The 16,918-nt window shown below is 66.7% G+C and carries 18 protein-coding genes; 8 read left to right on the top strand and 10 right to left on the bottom strand.

Annotated elements, in window-relative coordinates; all coding sequences use genetic code 11:
- Positions 1 to 40: 40 nt before the first annotated feature.
- Positions 41 to 1,657 carry a hypothetical protein gene (locus tag ATK74_RS13775; RefSeq protein WP_098461580.1) on the bottom strand — a complete coding sequence of 539 codons (1,617 nt, stop codon included), beginning with the start codon at positions 1,655 to 1,657 and terminating at the stop codon, positions 41 to 43.
- 551 nt (positions 1,658 to 2,208) lie between these two features.
- Here ATK74_RS13775 and trxB point away from each other — a divergent pair.
- A complete protein-coding gene (trxB, locus tag ATK74_RS13770; RefSeq protein ID WP_098461579.1) occupies positions 2,209 to 3,180 on the top strand; it encodes a thioredoxin-disulfide reductase in 972 nt (323 codons plus the stop codon).
- Between the two features lie 9 nt (positions 3,181 to 3,189).
- Positions 3,190 to 3,513, top strand: coding sequence for a thioredoxin (trxA, locus tag ATK74_RS13765; protein ID WP_098461578.1), 324 nt, complete (start codon positions 3,190 to 3,192; stop codon positions 3,511 to 3,513).
- A gap of 10 nt (positions 3,514 to 3,523) precedes the next feature.
- Here trxA and ATK74_RS13760 read toward each other — a convergent pair whose 3' ends face one another.
- A complete protein-coding gene (locus tag ATK74_RS13760) occupies positions 3,524 to 4,069 on the bottom strand; it encodes a GNAT family N-acetyltransferase (protein ID WP_098461577.1) in 546 nt (181 codons plus the stop codon).
- 129 nt (positions 4,070 to 4,198) lie between these two features.
- Here ATK74_RS13760 and ATK74_RS13755 point away from each other — a divergent pair, with 129 nt between their 5' ends.
- Complete coding sequence (locus ATK74_RS13755) at positions 4,199 to 4,738, top strand: GNAT family N-acetyltransferase (RefSeq protein ID WP_098461576.1); 540 nt, start codon at positions 4,199 to 4,201, stop codon at positions 4,736 to 4,738.
- A gap of 2 nt (positions 4,739 to 4,740) precedes the next feature.
- Here the strand turns inward: ATK74_RS13755 and ATK74_RS13750 are convergent, their stop codons facing one another.
- The 8 genes from ATK74_RS13750 to rpmH all read right to left on the bottom strand — a co-directional run bounded on the left by ATK74_RS13750 (position 4,741) and on the right by rpmH (position 9,657).
- Positions 4,741 to 5,646 carry a ParB/RepB/Spo0J family partition protein gene (locus ATK74_RS13750; RefSeq protein ID WP_098461575.1) on the bottom strand — a complete coding sequence of 302 codons (906 nt, stop codon included), beginning with the start codon at positions 5,644 to 5,646 and terminating at the stop codon, positions 4,741 to 4,743.
- On the bottom strand, positions 5,643 to 6,572 hold the full coding sequence (locus ATK74_RS13745; RefSeq protein ID WP_098461574.1) for a ParA family protein: 930 nt from the start codon (positions 6,570 to 6,572) through the stop codon (positions 5,643 to 5,645). The genes ATK74_RS13750 and ATK74_RS13745 overlap by 4 nt, the downstream gene beginning before the upstream one ends.
- Before the next feature lie 36 nt (positions 6,573 to 6,608).
- On the bottom strand, positions 6,609 to 7,154 hold the full coding sequence (rsmG, locus tag ATK74_RS13740) for a 16S rRNA (guanine(527)-N(7))-methyltransferase RsmG (RefSeq protein WP_245840954.1): 546 nt from the start codon (positions 7,152 to 7,154) through the stop codon (positions 6,609 to 6,611).
- Positions 7,155 to 7,231: 77 nt separating this feature from the next.
- Positions 7,232 to 7,765 carry a Jag family protein gene (locus ATK74_RS13735; protein WP_245840947.1) on the bottom strand — a complete coding sequence of 178 codons (534 nt, stop codon included), beginning with the start codon at positions 7,763 to 7,765 and terminating at the stop codon, positions 7,232 to 7,234.
- A gap of 29 nt (positions 7,766 to 7,794) precedes the next feature.
- Positions 7,795 to 8,832: a membrane protein insertase YidC gene (gene yidC / locus ATK74_RS13730; RefSeq protein WP_245841061.1), complete on the bottom strand. Its 1,038-nt coding sequence runs from the start codon at positions 8,830 to 8,832 to the stop codon at positions 7,795 to 7,797.
- Positions 8,833 to 8,873: 41 nt separating this feature from the next.
- Complete coding sequence (gene yidD / locus ATK74_RS13725; protein WP_098461570.1) at positions 8,874 to 9,176, bottom strand: membrane protein insertion efficiency factor YidD; 303 nt, start codon at positions 9,174 to 9,176, stop codon at positions 8,874 to 8,876.
- Positions 9,173 to 9,508: a ribonuclease P protein component gene (rnpA, locus tag ATK74_RS13720; protein WP_098461569.1), complete on the bottom strand. Its 336-nt coding sequence runs from the start codon at positions 9,506 to 9,508 to the stop codon at positions 9,173 to 9,175. The genes yidD and rnpA overlap by 4 nt, the downstream gene beginning before the upstream one ends.
- A gap of 11 nt (positions 9,509 to 9,519) precedes the next feature.
- The gene (gene rpmH, locus ATK74_RS13715) at positions 9,520 to 9,657 is read right to left on the bottom strand and encodes a 50S ribosomal protein L34 (RefSeq protein WP_098461568.1); all 138 of its coding nucleotides are present in this window, start codon (positions 9,655 to 9,657) and stop codon (positions 9,520 to 9,522) included.
- A 323-nt stretch (positions 9,658 to 9,980) separates the two neighbouring features.
- On the opposite strand from rpmH, the gene dnaA reads away from it, so the two are divergent.
- The 5 genes from dnaA to gyrB all read left to right on the top strand — a co-directional run bounded on the left by dnaA (position 9,981) and on the right by gyrB (position 16,884).
- The gene (dnaA, locus tag ATK74_RS13710) at positions 9,981 to 11,372 is read left to right on the top strand and encodes a chromosomal replication initiator protein DnaA (protein WP_098461567.1); all 1,392 of its coding nucleotides are present in this window, start codon (positions 9,981 to 9,983) and stop codon (positions 11,370 to 11,372) included.
- A gap of 451 nt (positions 11,373 to 11,823) precedes the next feature.
- Positions 11,824 to 12,984: a DNA polymerase III subunit beta gene (gene dnaN, locus ATK74_RS13705; RefSeq protein ID WP_098461566.1), complete on the top strand. Its 1,161-nt coding sequence runs from the start codon at positions 11,824 to 11,826 to the stop codon at positions 12,982 to 12,984.
- 57 nt (positions 12,985 to 13,041) lie between these two features.
- Positions 13,042 to 14,178, top strand: a complete 1,137-nt coding sequence (recF, locus tag ATK74_RS13700; protein WP_098461565.1) for a DNA replication/repair protein RecF — start codon at positions 13,042 to 13,044, stop codon at positions 14,176 to 14,178.
- Positions 14,175 to 14,633, top strand: coding sequence for a DciA family protein (locus ATK74_RS13695; protein WP_098461564.1), 459 nt, complete (start codon positions 14,175 to 14,177; stop codon positions 14,631 to 14,633). Before recF ends, ATK74_RS13695 begins: the two co-directional genes overlap by 4 nt.
- A gap of 247 nt (positions 14,634 to 14,880) precedes the next feature.
- Complete coding sequence (gene gyrB, locus ATK74_RS13690) at positions 14,881 to 16,884, top strand: DNA topoisomerase (ATP-hydrolyzing) subunit B (RefSeq protein WP_098461563.1); 2,004 nt, start codon at positions 14,881 to 14,883, stop codon at positions 16,882 to 16,884.
- Positions 16,885 to 16,918 lie beyond the last annotated feature (34 nt).

The raw sequence follows: 16,918 nt of genomic DNA, 5'->3' as shown, positions 1-16,918 counted from the left end.
CGCAGTCTCAGCCGTTCCCGCGTCGACCCGACCGGCCGACTCACTCCTGGATGCTGATCAACCCAGTCCGAGCCGCAGCCCAGAGCTGGTTCTGCAGCTCGGCGATGGTGGCAGTGAGGCTGAGCAGCCAGCTGCCGTCCTCCTGGACTACGACCAGGCCGATCTGGCTCGGGTCGATGGCGGAGATGGCCGTATCGGTGGCGGCCTGGAGCTTGTGGATCACCTTGTCGCTGCTGATCCCGGTGGTGTCCTCGAAGGGCTTCCAATCCAGCTCGGCCAGGGTGGCGAACATGTCGTGTACGGCCTCCGACTGCTTCAGATCGCTCAGACAGGTCTTTGAGCCGTCCGCGGTGACGCAGGTCCCGTCCGTGATCTCGGTCTCGCCGTCCGGCGTGCTCAAAGTGAGCTGGTCGACCCGAATCTTGGCCTGCTGCCCACTGCGGACGATCTCGGAGAAGTGGCTCCTGCTCTGCAGTCCGGACAGGTTCACCTCCGACAACAACCCACTGGCCGCGGCGTAGCGACGCTCGGCCAGCGGCAACTCGGCAGCCACGGCCCGCGGCTCGCCCAGAAGCAGCGTTGAGATCAGCCCGCCGGGAGCATCGGTCGGGTTCGCGTGCCGCGCCGGAGTGACGCTCAGCAGCTCCTTGCGCTCCGGATCGGTCAGGACCTTGATGCCCTCTTGTCCGGTCGCTTCACCCATGCCGATGCTCGAGGTGAGCATCGGCGAGAGGTACCAGCGGCCGCCCTCGTTCACCACCACAACCCGGCCGACCAACGCGCACACGGCAGCGACGTCGGGATGATCTATGAGCTCGCCGGTCTTGGTCCACTTCGCACAGTCGGCCAGGTCCACCCAGTACGGGAAAGTGGTCTTGGCCTGGGTCAGCAAGTCGTCCTGCCAGCCATCCGGAAAGCCCAAGTCGATGGGCTTGGTCGGTGGCAGCCCGTACTTGGTCAGTGTGGCCGTCACCTGTGCGGACGCCACTGCCGGCACCTTCTGCAGCGCCGCCTTCAGGCGAACCAGGTCCGCGCTGACGGTGAGCTTGCCTTCGGTGAAAGTGACCAGTGCAATGTCATCGCTCACCTCGGTGGCCTCGGTCTTCAGACCTTCCAGGGACACCTGGAATGCCCCGGCCATCTCGGTGCTCAGCTCGATCGACTCCTTGGTCAGCGCGAGCAGGTCGGAGTTGTCCACCTTGGTGAAGCCGGGCTCCAGTCGAACCTCACTGGGCGCGATCTCTGCGGTGAGGTCGCCGACAGCGGTCAGCGGGTTGCTGAGCAGGTTCTTCATCGAGATCGAGTTGAACAAGCGGACGGACTTCTCAGCGACCTTGGCCGCCTCTTCGGTCGGGGTGGCTGCTCCGCCACTGCGCAGCAGGCCGAAGCCCCCGGTGAGGAAGCCGGCGACCAGAGCCACCACCACAATGGCCGCGGCCAGGGCGAGCGCCCAGCGGCGTCGGGTCAGCCGCGGCGCCGGCGCAGGAGTGACGCCGATCGGGGGCTCTGGCAGGTCGGTCGACGACGAGGTGGTCTGGACGGGCGGCTCGAACCAGACCGGACCGGTCGGGTTGGACGCCGGCTGTGCGGGATCAGCGGGGTTCGGGGCCTGGGCGGCGTCATCTCCAACCGGACGCGGTTCGTTCTCGTCGCTCATCGCGCCACCTCCTGTGTGCATCGCCGGACGGCGTTGCTGCTGACCCTAGCCTGCGGATCGGCCCGCTGACGGCGCCTGATGCGGGTCGTCAGGCGATTGTCCGCTGCACTGTCGTAGGGCGTCGCTCCGGCGCCCTGGGAGCCCCGATCTGGGGGCGTCGGAGGCCTCGACTGCGGATTGCCACACTCCCGGATCTGCCGTGCCTCACCACGTGGCTACCCTCAAGATCAGCCAGTGAACCTGTGACAGGTGGTTACCGCCATGACCTCCGCCGATCGCCGTCTTCGGACGGGCTCCCGTGCGTCCTCACCGATGCCGGACTCGGCTGGGCTGGCGTCACTCACCTCATGCAGGCGGATGGTTTCGCTGTAGTGATGCCTCCGGCCGGGCTCGGGAGTGGGGACCCCCGGGCCCGGCCGGGCATCTTCTTGCGGGTCACGCGCTCATACCACCCAGGGGTATCGGGAATGTCGCGGCGGCCGCCGTGGTTACAGCTGCGTGCCGGGCCCCGACAGCTAGAGTGGGGCGTCCGAGAATTCGTATGAGGAGCCATGTCCGAGATTCGCGAAGTCATCATCATCGGCTCCGGCCCGTCCGGTTACGCCGCGGCCATCTACACCGCCCGGGCCGGGCTGCGTCCGCTGCTGTTCGAGGGTGCGCTGACCGCCGGTGGTGCCCTGATGACCACCACCGAGGTGGAGAACTACCCCGGCTTCCCCGAAGGCGTAATGGGGCCGGATCTGATGGTCAACATGCGCGCTCAGGCCGAGAAGTTCGGCGCCGAGATCATCACCGATGATGTCGCTGCCGTCGAGCTCACCGGCCCGGTGAAGACCGCCACCGACTCCGAGGGCACCACCTACCAGGCCAAGGCCGTGATCTTGGCCATGGGCTCCGGGTACCGCCGGCTGGGCCTGGCCGATGAGGATCGGCTGTCCGGACGCGGTGTGTCCTGGTGTGCCACCTGCGACGGCTTCTTCTTCCGCGAGAAGGACATCGCTGTGGTCGGTGGCGGTGACTCCGCTCTGGAGGAGGCCACCTTCCTGACCCGATTCGCCAAGTCGGTCACCTTGATCCACCGCCGCGACGAGCTGCGCGGCTCCAAGATTATGGTCGAGCGGGCCAAGGCCGATCCGAAGATCCACTTCGCCTGGAACTCCCAGATCGTGGGCCTGGTCGGCGATCAGTCGCTGACCTCGATCACGCTGGCCGACACCGTCACTGGCGAAACCCGTGCGCTGCCGGCTGATGGCCTGTTCGTGGCCATCGGCCACGATCCTCGCTCGGAGATCGTCCGCGGCCAGATCGAGCTGGATTCGGCGGGCTACGTGAAGGTGGACGCTCCCAGCACCCGTACCAACCTGGACGGTGTTTTCGCTTGTGGCGACCTGGTCGACCACACCTACCGGCAGGCGATCACCGCCGCCGGCTCCGGCTGCGCGGCAGCCCTGGACGCAGAGCGCTACCTGGCGGCTCTGTCTGACGCCCCGGCTAGCCTGGCTAGCGCCAACTCGAACGCCTAGGAGCTTTCAATGTCCGCAGTTGCAGATGTGACCGATGCCACCTTCGACGAGGTGGTGCTGAAGTCCGGCAAGCCGGTGGTCGTCGACTACTGGGCCGACTGGTGCGCCCCCTGCCGTCAGCTCTCCCCGATCCTGGATGAGCTGGCCGGCGAGTACTCCGACAAGATCACCTTCGTGAAGCTGGACACCAACGTGAACACCCAGGTGCCGCTGCAGCAGGGCGTGCTCGGGCTGCCGACCGTCCAGGTGTTCGTGGGCGGCGAGGTGGTGAAGTCGTTCACCGGTGCCAAGCCGAAGTCGACCCTGCTGAAGGCGCTCGAAGAATACCTCTGATCCGTCCTGACTAGTCCGGGCTCGACACGGCGCGCGGACTGAGACCGCCGGCCGCCGGTTCGCCCGGGCCCTGAAGTGCAGCGGTCACCCGGTCGAGCAGAGCCTGGAACGGGTTGCGGCTCGCTACGGCCCGGTTCAGGTCCAGCCGGTAGTACCGCTCGTCCAGCTGACGGGTGAAGCCCACTGCGCGCAGGAAGTCCCGCGGCGGCACGCTGCAGCTGGGATGTGATCGCGAGCCTCGGCTGAGGATGGTGGTGGCTCCGTTCGCCTTCAACGCCGCCGCGGCACCCTGCACCAGTCGCTTGCCCAGCCCTCGTCCAGTGGCGTTCGGGGCCACCCACAGCTGCATGACCAGGACCGCAGCCGGCTCGCTCTGGCTCGGTGCTACCAGCAGCAGCGCGTCGGTCTGCCCGTCGCCGGCGATCCGCCACCCGCACAACCCCCAGGCGCGCACAGCCTCGACGACCCACTCGGCGTCGGGCGGCGTAGTGGTCCCACAGTAGGGGCACGCCAGGTTGGCGAGGTCGGCCTCGGTGACCGGGGTAAGGCTGCGCATCTGACTCCATGGGTGAGGTCGAGCCATCGGGCACTTCTCATCCTAGGCGGCCGGTTGCCGTAGTCCGAACCCTCCGTGCTGTGGGTCGCCGGCTGGCTAGGGTTGTTCCCGACGACGAAGTGAGGGGACATGGACGCGCAGGAGCCGGACGGCCCACTTCAGGTGGTGACCCTCGGGGCCTCCCGCTACCCAGAGGTGCTGGCGGTGTTGCGCGCCGGATTCGACACTGTGCGAGAGCAGTTTGGGATCACCGCGCAGAACAATCCGCACTACCCGGTGTACTGGACGGTGGGCGACGTGGCCCGAGCCGTGGCGCGGCCGGCCCGGTTGCTCGGGGTGGAAGTCGACTCTCGGGTGGCCGGCTGTGCGTTCGTTGGGCCGTCCCGGCGTCGTGAGGGTTGTTGGGAGTTGCGGCATCTGGCCGTGGATCCGGAGCATCGGCATCGTGGTCTCGGGCGGCTGCTGGTAACCGAGGCGGCGGCACATGCCGCCGCTGACGGTGCCGAGGCGCTGCGGATCGGCATCGTGGCAGAGAACCGACGGCTCTCCGACTGGTACCACGGGCTCGGCTTTGTGGACGTCTCTTGTGGAGAGAGCTACCCGCCGCTGCCTTTCACCGTCGACCACCTCGAACTCCCCTTGGCAGCCAAAGTGGATATGTCGATATAGAGCTAAATCAATAGATCGGCAATGCGAGCGAGGTCGGCCTGGTCAGCGAACTCGATCACCACTCGGCCGCGTCCCTTGCCGGGAGTGACCGTGACCCGGGTGTCCAGCTTCTCGCTCAGCTCGTTCGCCACCTTCGCGGCTTCGGGCGACGGCTCGGCCGTGCGCTGGGACCGCGGCGCCCGCTTGGGGCCGCCCTCCCCCAGGGCTACGAGTTCTTCGACTGCCCGCACCGAGAGCCCCTCGGCGACGATGCGGGTGGCCAGGTGCTCGATCTTGTCGCCGTCCGGCAGTGCCAGCAGCGCGCGAGCATGGCCGGCGCTCAACACACCGGCAGCCACCCGACGCTGCACGGGTGCCGGCAGCTGGAGCAGCCGAATGGTGTTCGAGATCTGCGGACGCGACCGCTTGATCCGCACCGAGAGCTCCTCCTGGGTGCAGCCGAAGTCGCTGAGCATCTGCTGGTACGCCGCGGCCTCTTCCAGCGGGTTCAGCTGCGCCCGGTGCAGGTTCTCCAACAGGGCATCGCGGAGCAGGTCAGCTTCCTCGGTGCGCCGAACAATGGCCGGAATGACGTCCAGCCCCGCCTCACGGGACGCACGCCAGCGACGCTCGCCCATGACCAGCTCGTAGCGTCCCGGCTCAAGCGGACGGACGACGACCGGCTGCAGGAGCCCGACCTCCTTGATGGAGCCGACCAGCTCGGCAAGCGCGTCGGCGTCGAAGTTCGTCCGAGGCTGGCGAGGGTTGGGCGTGATCGAGTCCAGCGGCAGTTCGGCGAAGTGCGCCCCCTGCGGCTCGGCCGGGACGGCAGCGTCCGGCTCGACACCATGGGCAAGTTCGGGATCGGTGCGTTGCAGTAGGTCCCCCAGGCCTCGTCCAAGTCCCGTGCGCTTGGGCTGTGCGTTCATGCGCTGCGCTCCTCTCCGGCCACCACGCCGCGGTTGGCGATCTCGGTGGCTGCGTGGAAGTAGGCCTGAGCTCCGGCCGAGGCCGGGTGATAGGTGAGGACGGTCTGTCCGTAACTGGGCGCTTCCGAGACCCGCACCGAGCGCGGGATGACCGCCTCTAGTGTCTGCTCGGCGAAGTGCTTGCGCACCTCCGCCGAGACCTGGGTGGCCAACCGGGTGCGGCCATCGAACATCGTGAGCAGAACCGTCGACAGGTACAGCTGGTCGTTCATCGATCCCTTGACCAGATTGATCGTGCGCAGCAGCTGGGTGACACCCTCCAGCGCGTAGTACTCACACTGAATCGGGATCAGGATCTCACTGGCCGCGACCAACGCATTCAAGGTCAGCAAGCCCAGCGATGGCGGGCAGTCGATGAAGATGTAGTCGGGCTTGCGGACCAGGAAGTAGTCGCGCAGCGCATGCAGCAGACGGCTCTCTCGAGCCGGTGTGCTGACCAGGCCGATCTCTGCGCCGGCCAGATCAATCGTGGCCGGCAGCACCCACAGACCCTCAGCTTCAGGGGACGCCTGGGCAAGCTCGGCGATCGAGGCTCCTGCGGTGAGCACCTCATAGGTGCCCTGGATCCCCTCGTGATGGTCGATCCCCAGTGCCGTGGAGGCATTGCCCTGCGGGTCGAGATCGACGACCAGCACTTCGAGTCCGCCGAGAGCGAGCGCGGTGGCGATGTTGACCGCCGTGGTGGTCTTGCCCACGCCGCCCTTCTGATTGGCAATCACGAAGGTCCGGGTCTGGGCAGGCCGGGGGAGCGTTGTTTCACGTGAAACAGGAGCGTCCAGGTCGTCCGGCTCGTCCGATCCATCGGCCGGAGTCTCCGGTCCCTCGAACGCAATCCGACGCGGCGCGTCAGGTGGCTTGATCGACATCACACTCCCACTGGCAAGACGGTTTCACGTGAAACATCAGGATAGGGTCTGCGGGTCCCCGTGGCGTCGGATCTCCACCGCCCAAGTGACCTCATCGGTCCCAGGGACCGGCAACTCACGAACAACGCCAGTAAGCCGGTCGCGGCGCAGGCTCCCCGCGGACGCCGCCAACTCCGCGGACGCGCTGGCGCCCTTCAACGCGACTATGGCTCCACCGGGGGCCACTAGCGGGACGCACCAGCCCACCAATCTATCCAGCGGAGCCACCGCCCGAGCGGTGACCACCTGATACGAGCCACGATGATCCTCGGCACGGGCCCGCACCACCTGCACCCGATCGGACAGACCGAGCTCCTCCACCGCGAGCTCCAGGAACTCCGAGCGTCGCAGCAGTGACTCGAGCAGGGTCACCTTCAGATCCGGTCGGTACAGCGCGAGCGGCAGTCCCGGCAGGCCGGCGCCCGAGCCGACATCCACCACAGTGGCGCCCTCAGGAAGCAGCGGGGCCAAGGCCACGCTGTTCAGAACGTGACGATCCCAGAGCCGCTCGCCCTCGCGCGGCCCGAGCAATCCCCACTCCACGCCTCGCGAGGCGAGTATGTCAACATATTGCTTTATCTCTTCAGTCGACGGGCCGAACAGCTCGGCCGGATGCCCGGTCACGCCTTGGGCAGCACCACAACGCGGCGCTGGGGCTCCTCGCCTTCGGACTCGCTGATCAGGCCGGCGGCCGCCACCGCGTCATGGACGATCTTCCGCTCGAACGGATTCATCGGGGACAAGCGGACCGGCTCACCGGACTCCTTGACCTCGGTCACCGCGTCAGCGGCCAACTCCTGCAGCGCGGTCCGACGGGTCTCCCGATGGCCGGCGATGTCCAGCATCAGCCGACTGCGGTGACCAGTCTCGGTCATCACTGCCAGCCGGGCCAGCTCCTGCAGCGCCTCGAGCACCTCGCCGTCCCGGCCGACCAGCACCTCGGAATCGGTGATGATCGAGACGTGGGCGCGGCCACCCTCGGTGAAGGTGTCGATGTCACCGTCGAGATCGACGATGTCCATCAACTCCTCCAGGTAATCCGCAGCGATCTCGCCCTCGTTCTCCAGGGCAACTTCCTTCTTGGAACGGCCCTCAGTGGTCTCGGCCTGGTCCTCGTCCACCGCAACGGGGACGTCGTTGTTCTCTTCGCTCATCGCAACTTCCTCTTCCATCTGGCTCTCACTCACTTCTTGCGGGCGGCGCGCGGGTTCTTCCGCGGCTGCTGCCGCTGGATCACCTGACGCTGCACGCCGGCATCACCGGACGCACCGGACTCGGTCGCCGTCGACTGCCGCGCGACCTTGGCCGGGTCGGCAACCGGACGCTTGGTGGCCCCGCGCCGCTTGGCGGCGATCTCGTCGGGGTCCTTGCCACGGGCCCTCATCCGCTCTTCCCAGTCGATGTAGGCCGGGGTGCCGGGTGCCGGGTTGTTGTGGATCAGGATGTACTGCTGACCCATGTTCCAGGTGTTGGTGGTCAGCCAGTACAGCAGCACGCCGATCGGGATGTTCACACCGCCGACCGCGTACATGGCCGGGAACATGTACAGCATCATCTTCTGCTGCTGAGCCATCGGCCCGGTCATGGCGTCCGGGGGCATGTTCTTGCGCATCAGCTGCATCTGCGTGATGAACAGCACGCCGGTCATCAGGACGATCAGCACCAGGGCCACGATCTGGGTAGCACCGAAGGTGGTGATCGGCAGGAAGGTCTGCGAGATGTGTGCACCGAACAAGGTGGCCTTCTGCAGCGAGGTCACCAAGGTGGCGTCCTGCTGGAAGAAGTGCCCCAGCACAGTGGGCAGGTAGCCGGTCGCATTCTCGGGGACGACCGTGCGCGAAACGCTGTTCAGCACGTTGAACAGCGCGATGAAGATCGGCATCTGCAGCAGGATCGGCATGCAGGAGGCCATCGGGTTGACGCCCTCCTCCTTGTACAGCTTCATCGTCTCCTGGCCGAGCTTCTCCCGGTCGGTGCCGTACTTGGCGTTGAGCTCCTTGAGCTTCGGCTGCAGCATCTGCATGTTGCGCGCCGAGTTGATCTGCCGCACGAACAGCGGAATCAGCAGTGTCCGGATCACGACAGTCAGCAGGACGATGGACAGCGCCCAGGTGCCTCCCCAGTTGGGGTCGAACACGAAGCCGAGCAGCCAGTGGAAGCCGACCATCACGCCGGACACGGCCCAGTACAGGGGCTGCATCATCGCGTCCAACAGCCGCATGAAGTCGTCCCACAGGTTCAGCGGGAGCAAAGAAAGTAGGGTCAACATGTCGCCTCTCGGGCGCTCAACGCGCCTTCATTGGTGCAGTTGCAGGCAGCAGCCTGCTCAGCGGCCCAAGCCGCCGCAGCCTCAGTTCCCGGGACCGGGTCGTAACCGCCGGCGGCCCACGGATGACAACTCAGCAGTCGCCGTCCGGCCAGCCAGGTGCCCTTGATCGAGCCGTGCACCGTCACTGCTTCCAAGGCGTAGGCCGAGCAGGACGGGTAGTACTTGCAGACATTGCCGTACAACGGGGAGATCACCGCGCGGTAGGCCTTGAGCAGGCCGATCAGGACGTACCTCATGAGGCAAGTCTCCCCAGGCAGTCACGCAGAGCGGTATCGAAGTCATCCCTGAGATCACCCGCAACTGCGGACGGCAGCGCCCTGACCACGACGTCCACACCGGACGGCGTCGCCGAGAACGCTGCGGCCGCGACATGCCGAAGCCGGCGCTTCACTCGATTACGAGTGACCGCCTTGCCCACGGCCTTGGAGACGATGAAACCCGCCCGCGAGTCATCCCGGCCATTGAGCCGGACGTGCATGACCAGGCTCCTGCGCCCACAACGGACGCCCTGATGCAGGGTGTCGCGGAACTCGTCAGGACGGCGAAGTCGCGACTGCGCAGGCAGCACCGCCCGCCGGCTCAGCCGGCCAGACGGGCGCGGCCCTGACGGCGCCGGGCCGAAATGATGGCGCGCCCTGCACGGGTGCGCATCCGCAGACGGAAGCCATGGGTGCGGCTGCGACGCCGGTTGCTCGGCTGGAAAGTGCGCTTGCTCACGCGAGTGCTCCCATATTCGGTAGGTTCTCGAAGCTGATGCGCCCACCTGGACGCACGGATGCCGCTGGTGCGACCGTCCAACGATACGCGGAGCGCATGATTCCGGGCAAACCGAACCCGAATCGCCGCACCGTCCAGACGACACGCCGATCATAGACGACCCAATTCTGAAAACTGTTTGCGAAGTCCTTCAGTCGTCGCTAAGTTGCTGGACAGCCGCCACGGATCACCCCCGTGCGCTGACGTGCGTACTCGTACACAATCTGTGGACAACCATGTGGGTAACGGGTGTCACGGTCGGGGAAGGGAGCCGGGTCGAATCAATGTCGCAATCTTCAGCGAACGCAGATCCAGCCTCCGCACAACTGGTTGACGCCTGGGATCACGTCCGGAAGAGCTCCGACCCATCGACTCTCGCCTGGCTGCAAGGCACGCGTCCGATCGCGATCCACGACTCGCTGGTCATCCTGGCTGTCGCCAACGAGTTCACCCGCGGACGGGTCGAGTCCCGGCTCCGTCCGATCATCGAATCCCAGCTCAGCGAGTACTTCGATCGGCCGGTCCGGCTGGCCATCACCGTCGATGCCAGCATCGCCGAGGAAGAGGCCGCCGAGGAGGAAGCCGCGGACGCCTTCGTGGCCGAGCCGGATCCGGTCCCGGCCAAGGCCGCCCAGCGCGGCGGTGACCGGCTCAACCCGAAGTACTCCTTCGAAACCTTCGTGATCGGGAACTCCAACCGATTCGCCCACGCGGCCGCCGTTGCCGTGGCCGAGGCGCCCGGCAAGGCCTACAACCCGCTGATGATCTATGGCGACTCGGGTCTGGGCAAGACCCACCTGCTGCACGCCGTCGGTCACTACATCCGCAACTATTACGACCGGGTCCGGGTGAAGTACGTCTCCACCGAAGAACTCACCAACGACTTCATCAACGCCGTCTCAGCGAACCGGACCGCGGAGTTCCGCCGCCAGTACCGCGAGGTGGACGTCCTGCTGGTCGACGACATCCAGTTCCTGGAAGGCAAGATCCAGACTCAGGAAGAGTTTTTCCACACCTTCAACACCCTGCACACCGCGCAGAAGCAGATCGTGCTCACCTCCGACCGTCCGCCCAAGGCCCTTGAAGCCCTGGAGCCGCGGCTGCGCAGCCGGTTCGAGTGGGGCCTGATGACCGACATCCAGCCCCCGGACCTCGAGACCCGGATCGCGATCCTCCGAAAGAAGGCCGTGGCCGAGCGGCTCACCGCCGGCCCCGACGTCCTGGAGTTCATCGCCAGCAAGATCCAGACCAACATCCGCGAACTCGAGGGTGCCCTGATCCGGGTCACCGCGTTCGCCAGCCTCAACCGGCAAGAGGTCGACCTGTCACTGGCCGAGATCGTCCTGCGGGATCTGATCCCCGACGGCGGCGAGACCCAGATCTCGTCCTCGGCGATCATGGCCCACGTGGCCGACTACTTCTCGGTCACGGTGGACGAGCTCTGTGGACAAAGCCGCACTCACGTGCTGGTCACGGCCCGTCAGATCGCCATGTACCTGTGCCGCGAGATGACCGACCTGTCCCTGCCGAAGATCGGCCAGCTGTTCGGCGGCCGCGATCACACGACGGTCATGCACGCCGATCGCAAGATCCGCCACCTCATCCGGGAGCGCCGCAGCGTCTTCAACCAGATCACCGAGATCACCAACCGAATCCGGCAGTCCGCCCTGCGCTGAGCGGCCTTCGCCCCTCACCACCCCTCCGGCCATGCACATCGGCCGCTACCACAGCAATAGCTGCACCGGTGAACATTGCGACAACCTCTAGACAACCGTCTACCAACATGGTCCCTCTCATGGGTGACTGTGCACCGATGTGAACAACCCTGGGGATAACTGGGGATGACTGTGTGCACAGCGCGGGACTCGGCTTGTTATCCGCAGCCGGCCCGAGTTCTCCCGAAGCTGTCCACAGCCTTCGTCCACAGGAGTTCAGGCGTGGCGACCAGCGATGTCAAGAGTTATCCACCGGATCCACAGGCCCTACTACGAGTACGAATTGATACATGTCGAGAGATCTTCAATGACGGGTTCTGCACAACTAGGGGATACTGCCTGGACCAGGCAAGCCTGTGCTGGGTGAGCTGCGCCGATATGATCGCGGCAGGTTGATTTCTAGGGAGTCATCGTGAAGATCCGTCTCGACCGCGACGTTCTGGCCGAAGCCGTCCAGTGGGCTGCCCGCAGCCTGCCCACTCGTCCGAGTGTGCCGATCCTGGCCGGCCTGCTGGTCAAGGCATCCGGCGGGCAGGTCGTGCTGAGCAGCTTCGACTACGAGACCTCGGCGCAGATCACGGTCAAGGCGGACGTGAGCGACGACGGCGTCGCGCTGGTGTCGGGACGACTGCTGGCCGATATCGCCCGTTCCCTGCCGAACAAGACCGTGGAGATCACCTCCGATCAGACCAAGATGGAGCTGGTCTGCGGCACCGCGCGCTTCACCCTGCAGACGCTGCCGGTCGCCGACTACCCGGCGCTGCCCGAAATGCCCGAGGCCACCGGGACCATCCCCAGCGAAGACTTCGCCAAGGCGGTCGGCCAGGTCTTCGTCGCGGCTGGCCGGGACGAGTTGCTGCCGGTGTTCACCGGTGTCCGGATGGAGATCGAGGGCGAGACCCTCTCGTTGCTGGCCACTGACCGGTACCGGATGGCGCTGAAGGAACTGCAGTGGTCGCCGCGCTCCAGCAAGGGTGAGGGTGCCGCGCTGGTACCGGCCCGGGTGCTGGCCGAGACCGCCAAGTCGATGACTGCCGGCGAGTCGGTGACGGTGAGCCTGTCCGCGGCCGCGACCGGTGACGGACTGATCGGCTTCGAGGGCACCGGCGCAGCCGGCGTCCGGCAGATCACCACCCGGCTCCTCGACGGTGAGTTCCCCAAGGTTCGCCATCTGATGAGCGTCCAGGCCGTGGTGAGCGTCCGCGCCAACACCGCCGACGTGATCGCCGCGGTGAAGCGCGTCGGCCTGGTGGCTGAGCGCAACACGTCGCTGCGGATGCTGATCGCCGACGGCTCGATCACCCTTGAGGCAGCCACCGGAGACCAGGCCCAAGCGGTCGAGGCGCTGGAGGCCATCGTGGCCGACACCACCGGCAACGGGTTGTCGATGACTGCGGCCGGCTTCAACCCGCACTACCTGTCCGATGCGCTGGCCGCCCTGGACGCCCCGTACGTGCAGTTCTCGTTCACCGCTCCCGGCAAGCCCTGTCTGCTGACCGGCCTGAACGACATCGACGGCGAGGAGCTCGGCGACTACCGGCATGTGATCATGCTGATGCGCCTTCCGGCCTGACCGGAGCCATCCACAATGCGCCTCCGGTGGCCGTCCCACCCGGCGGCAGGTAGCTAGATGTTCGTCACCCACCTCAGCCTGGCCGACTTCCGCAACTACACCTCGGCCGAGGTCGCTCTGGACGCGGGCGTCACGGTCTTCACCGGCGCCAACGGTCAGGGCAAGACCAACTTGGTCGAAGCCATCGAGTTCCTGGCCACCCTTGGTTCGCACCGGGTGGCCGGTGATCAGCCGCTGGTCCGGGCCGGCGCCGAGCGAGCGATCGTCCGCGGCAAGGTGCAGGCCGGCTTGGACGATTCGCGCAGCCTGCTGCTCGAAGTTGAGATCATTCCGGGCCGAGCCAACAAGGCGGCGCTGAACCGGGGTCCGCTGCGCCGGCCGCGAGATCTGCTCGGCGCCCTGCGGGTGGTGTTGTTCGCACCGGACGATCTGGCCATCGTCAAGGGCGATCCGGCCGACCGTCGCGGCTACCTGGATTCCTTGATCACTGCCCGTTGGCCGCGGCTGGCCGGCGTCCGCGCCGATTACGACCGGGTGCTCAAGCAGCGCGCCACCCTGCTGAAGTCGCTGTCGGGCCGCACCGGACGCGCCTCCGGAGCCGACGTGGCGGCCACCCTCGAAGTGTGGGATGGACAGCTCGCCGCCTTGGGTGCCGAACTGATCGCCGCGCGGCTGACCACGCTGTCCGAACTGCGTCCGCACTTGCTGCGGGCCTATGCCGACATCGCGCCCACCAACAACGAGGCCGGCATCGCCTACAAGTCCAGCTCGGTCACCGAGGATGAGGCGTCGATCACCGAGCTCACCCAGACCCTGCTGGAGAAGATGGCCGAGCGCCGCGGCGAAGAGATCGCCCGCGGACTGTGCCTGGTGGGCCCGCATCGTGACGACCTGACCCTCACTCTGGGTGGGCTGCCGACCAAGGGGTACGCCTCGCACGGCGAGTCGTGGTCCAGTGCTCTTGCGCTGCGGCTGGCGGCCTTCACCCTGCTGCGCGCCGACGGAGTGGAGCCGGTGCTGATCCTGGACGACGTCTTCGCCGAGTTGGACGAGACCCGGCGCGATCGCCTGGCCGACCTGGTTGGCTCGGCTGAGCAGGTGCTGATCACCGCGGCCGTGGTCGCCGATGTGCCGCCGGTACTGGCCGGGCGGCGCTACCAGGTGAAGGCTGCGACTGTGGAGGAGGTGGAATGAGCGAGCACGATCCCGAAGGCCAGGAACTGGCCCGGCAAATCGCGCGGGCCGCGCGGGGCGCGGCACCGAAACCCAAGCGTGGGCCGCGGGAGCGTCCGCTCGACGAGCCGACCCGAGTCGGCGACCTCCTCAAGGGCGTGATGGACGACCAGGGCTGGACCGCCGAGGTGAACGTCCATCAGCTGCTGGCCCGCTGGCCGGCTCTGGTCGGCCCGATCAACGCCGCCCATTCCACGCCGGAGTCCTACTCGCAGACCGTCCTGATCGTCCGGGCCGACTCGACGGTGTGGGCGGCCTCCCTGCGCAGCATCGCCCCGCAACTGGTGGCGGTGTTGAACGAGCAGCTGGGCCAGGGCACGGTGACCCGGATTCAGGTGATCGGGCCGCAGGCGCCGAGTTGGAAGAAGGGCCCGCGCTCGGTGCCGGGCCGCGGCCCGCGCGACACCTACGGCTGACCGTCGCGGGGTCCGGGCGGCGGCGGCCACGCGGGCCGATTTGGCCGCCTGAGCCCCGTCACCACATATCGGACCTTGTCCAGACCCCCGGTAGAGGCTGCAAAACGGCCTCTAAGGCCGGATAGGCCACACTGAGTGTGATCGGTGACCAGGAATCTTGGGTGGATGCGGTAGTATTGGGCCGTTGGAGAGCGCCGCTAGCTGCCCTGGCAGTTGGTGGCCATTATCACGTCCGAGGGGAACCCGAGTGACAGACGACCCCAGCGTCGCCGCCCAATCCGCCGCCGAAGCCGCCCACGTTGCCGAAGGCAACTACGACGCCTCCGCGATCACCGTCCTGGAAGGCCTCGAAGCCGTCCGCAAGCGGCCGGGTATGTACATCGGCTCGACCGGTGAGCGCGGCCTGCACCACCTGGTCTACGAGGTGGTCGACAACGCGGTGGACGAGGCCCTGGCCGGCTACTGCGACACCATCCTGGTCGAGCTGCTCGAAGGCGATGGGATCCGGGTCACCGACAACGGCCGCGGCATCCCGGTCAAGGAGCACCCCAAGGAGAAGATCTCGGCGCTGACCGTTGCGCTGACCATCCTGCACGCCGGCGGCAAGTTCGGCGACGGCGGCTACAAGGTCTCCGGCGGTCTGCACGGCGTCGGTGTCTCCGTGGTGAACGCGCTGTCCGACTCGCTGACCGCGGACGTGCGCCGCGACGGCTACCACTGGCAGCAGAGCTTCCACCTGGGCGACCCGCTGGCTCCGCTGGAGCAGCTCGAGGCCAGCGACGAGACCGGGACCACGGTCACCTTCTTCGCCAGCCCGACCATCTTCGAGACGACTCACTACTCCTACGAGACGCTGGCCACCCGGTTCCGGGAGATGGCCTTCCTCAACAAGGGCCTGAAGATCACCCTGGCCGACCGCCGAGCCGTCGATCCCGAAGAGGACGAGCCGGCCGAGCGCGAGCAGACCTTCTACTACACCGACGGCCTGATCGACTACGTGAAGTACCTGACTGGCTCGAAGGAGACCATCCACTCTTCGGTGATCGCCATCGACGCGGTCTCCGAAGAGCAGAAGATGAGCCTCGAGGTGGCCATGCAGTGGAACTCCTCGTTCAACGAGAGCGTCCACACCTTCGCCAACACGATCAACACCCACGAGGGCGGCACCCACGAAGAGGGCTTCCGCGCCGCGCTGACCAACACGGTCAACAAGTGGGGCGAGACCTGGGGGATGATCAAGAAGCGCGACGACCGGGTCTCCGGCGACGACATCCGCGAGGGCCTGACCGCGATCATCTCGGTGAAGCTGGCCGAGCCGCAGTTCGAGGGCCAGACCAAGACCAAGCTCGGCAACACCGAGGCCCGCTCGTTCGTCCAGAAGGTCGTCAACGACCTGCTCGGCGACTGGTTCGAGAAGAACCCGGCCGAGGGCAAGGACATCGTCCGCAAGTCCCAGGCCGCGGCGTCGGCTCGACTGGCCGCCCGCAAGGCGCGCGATATCGCCCGTAGCCGTAAGGGTCTGCTGAACCGCGGCCAGTACGGCAAGCTCTCCGACTGCTCGTCCACCGAGCCCAGCGAGTGCGAGGTGTTCATCGTCGAGGGTGACTCCGCCGGTGGCTCGGCCAAGGGCGGACGCGACCCGCGGACCCAGGCGATCCTGCCGATCCGCGGCAAGATCCTGAACGTCGAGAAGGCCCGGCTGGACAAGATCCTGCAGAACCGGGAAGTCGAGGCCATCTTCAACACCCTCGGCACCGGCGTCCAGGACGATTTCGATCTGGACAAGCTGCGCTACCACAAGATCGTCCTGATGGCCGATGCCGACGTCGACGGCGCCCACATCCGGACGCTGCTGCTCACCTTGCTGTTCCGGTTCATGAAGCCTCTGATCCACGCCGGCCACATCTACCTGGCCCAGCCGCCGCTGTTCCGGTTGCGCTGGAGCAACGCCGCCCACGAGCTGGCCTACTCCGACGAGGAGCGCGACCGGCTGCGCGACGAAGGCGTGGCCGCCGGCAAGAAGCTGCCGCAGGTGAACCCGATCCAGCGCTACAAGGGTCTGGGTGAGATGGACGCCGGTGACCTGTGGGACACCACGATGGATCCAGACAAGCGATCGCTGCTCCAGGTGACCTTGGAGGACGCGGCCGCCGCCGACCAGATGTTCTCGATCCTGATGGGTGAAGACGTCGAGCAGCGACGCAGCTTCATCCAGCGCAATGCCAAGGACGTCCGCTTCCTTGATATCTGACCTCAACCCGAACGTTGCGAGCCGTTGGCTGAGC

The organism is Propionicimonas paludicola, assembly GCF_002563675.1.
Taxonomy (GTDB): Bacteria; Actinomycetota; Actinomycetes; order Propionibacteriales; family Propionibacteriaceae; genus Propionicimonas; species Propionicimonas paludicola.
Note: the sequence above shows the minus strand (reverse complement) of the source record. Positions and strands in the feature narration are given on the sequence as shown.

What these genes read in the sequence shown, in the direction of transcription:
- ATK74_RS13775 (WP_098461580.1), bottom strand. Translation starts at nt 1,657, where the DNA reads ATGAGCGACGAGAACGAACCGCGTCCGGTTGGAGATGACGCCGCCCAG.
- yidD (WP_098461570.1), bottom strand. Translation starts at nt 9,176, where the DNA reads ATGAGGTACGTCCTGATCGGCCTGCTCAAGGCCTACCGCGCGGTGATC.
- dnaA (WP_098461567.1), top strand. Translation starts at nt 9,981, where the DNA reads ATGTCGCAATCTTCAGCGAACGCAGATCCAGCCTCCGCACAACTGGTT.
- ATK74_RS13695 (WP_098461564.1), top strand. Translation starts at nt 14,175, where the DNA reads ATGAGCGAGCACGATCCCGAAGGCCAGGAACTGGCCCGGCAAATCGCG.
- ATK74_RS13750 (WP_098461575.1), bottom strand. Translation starts at nt 5,646, where the DNA reads ATGAACGCACAGCCCAAGCGCACGGGACTTGGACGAGGCCTGGGGGAC.
- ATK74_RS13760 (WP_098461577.1), bottom strand. Translation starts at nt 4,069, where the DNA reads ATGCGCAGCCTTACCCCGGTCACCGAGGCCGACCTCGCCAACCTGGCG.
- trxA (WP_098461578.1), top strand. Translation starts at nt 3,190, where the DNA reads ATGTCCGCAGTTGCAGATGTGACCGATGCCACCTTCGACGAGGTGGTG.
- ATK74_RS13745 (WP_098461574.1), bottom strand. Translation starts at nt 6,572, where the DNA reads ATGTCGATCAAGCCACCTGACGCGCCGCGTCGGATTGCGTTCGAGGGA.
- ATK74_RS13735 (WP_245840947.1), bottom strand. Translation starts at nt 7,765, where the DNA reads ATGAGCGAAGAGAACAACGACGTCCCCGTTGCGGTGGACGAGGACCAG.
- yidC (WP_245841061.1), bottom strand. Translation starts at nt 8,832, where the DNA reads ATGCGGCTGTTGGACGCGATGATGCAGCCCCTGTACTGGGCCGTGTCC.
- ATK74_RS13755 (WP_098461576.1), top strand. Translation starts at nt 4,199, where the DNA reads ATGGACGCGCAGGAGCCGGACGGCCCACTTCAGGTGGTGACCCTCGGG.
- trxB (WP_098461579.1), top strand. Translation starts at nt 2,209, where the DNA reads ATGTCCGAGATTCGCGAAGTCATCATCATCGGCTCCGGCCCGTCCGGT.
- recF (WP_098461565.1), top strand. Translation starts at nt 13,042, where the DNA reads ATGTTCGTCACCCACCTCAGCCTGGCCGACTTCCGCAACTACACCTCG.